We start from the raw sequence: 459 nt of genomic DNA, 5'->3' as shown, positions 1-459 counted from the left end.
CAACTCCCCGCCGGGACGCTCATCGCCACGACCTTCTTTGCCGTCGTGACCCTCGCGGCGCTGTCGAGTTCCATCAGCATGCTCGAAATCCCCGTCGCGTTCCTCGTCGACGAGTACGGCGTCTCGCGCAAGCATGCTGTCATAAGCATGACCGCCATCGTCGCCGTGACCGGGACCGTCTGCGCGTTCAACCCTGCCATTTTCGGCTTCGTTGCAGGCACCCTTGTGAACATACTCATGACTGCGGGCCTCGCCGCCTTCCTGCTGTTCGTTGGCTGGGTCATGGGCCGTGACGCTATCGAGGAGTTCGCCTCGGGCGCGGGCGAGTTTGGACGAACCCTCGGAACGCCGTGGCTCTTTGCCGTTGGTGTCATCCTTCCCCTGTTTCTCGTCTTCACGCTGCTGACGCACTTCGGCGTGGACACGAACATCGGCTTCTGGCCGACCGTCGCCCTCGCA

At 63.2% G+C, this 459-nt stretch carries 1 pseudogene; it reads left to right on the top strand.

What is annotated here, in order from left to right:
• A pseudogene (locus DVK06_RS17645) lies at positions 1-459 on the top strand (sodium-dependent transporter); the annotation flags it as partial.

Source organism: Halorubrum sp. Atlit-28R (assembly GCF_003665955.1).
In the GTDB taxonomy this organism is placed as follows: domain Archaea; phylum Halobacteriota; class Halobacteria; order Halobacteriales; family Haloferacaceae; genus Halorubrum; species Halorubrum tropicale.
The sequence above is the reverse complement of the archived record's forward strand: the minus strand, read 5'-3'. Positions and strand labels throughout refer to the sequence as shown.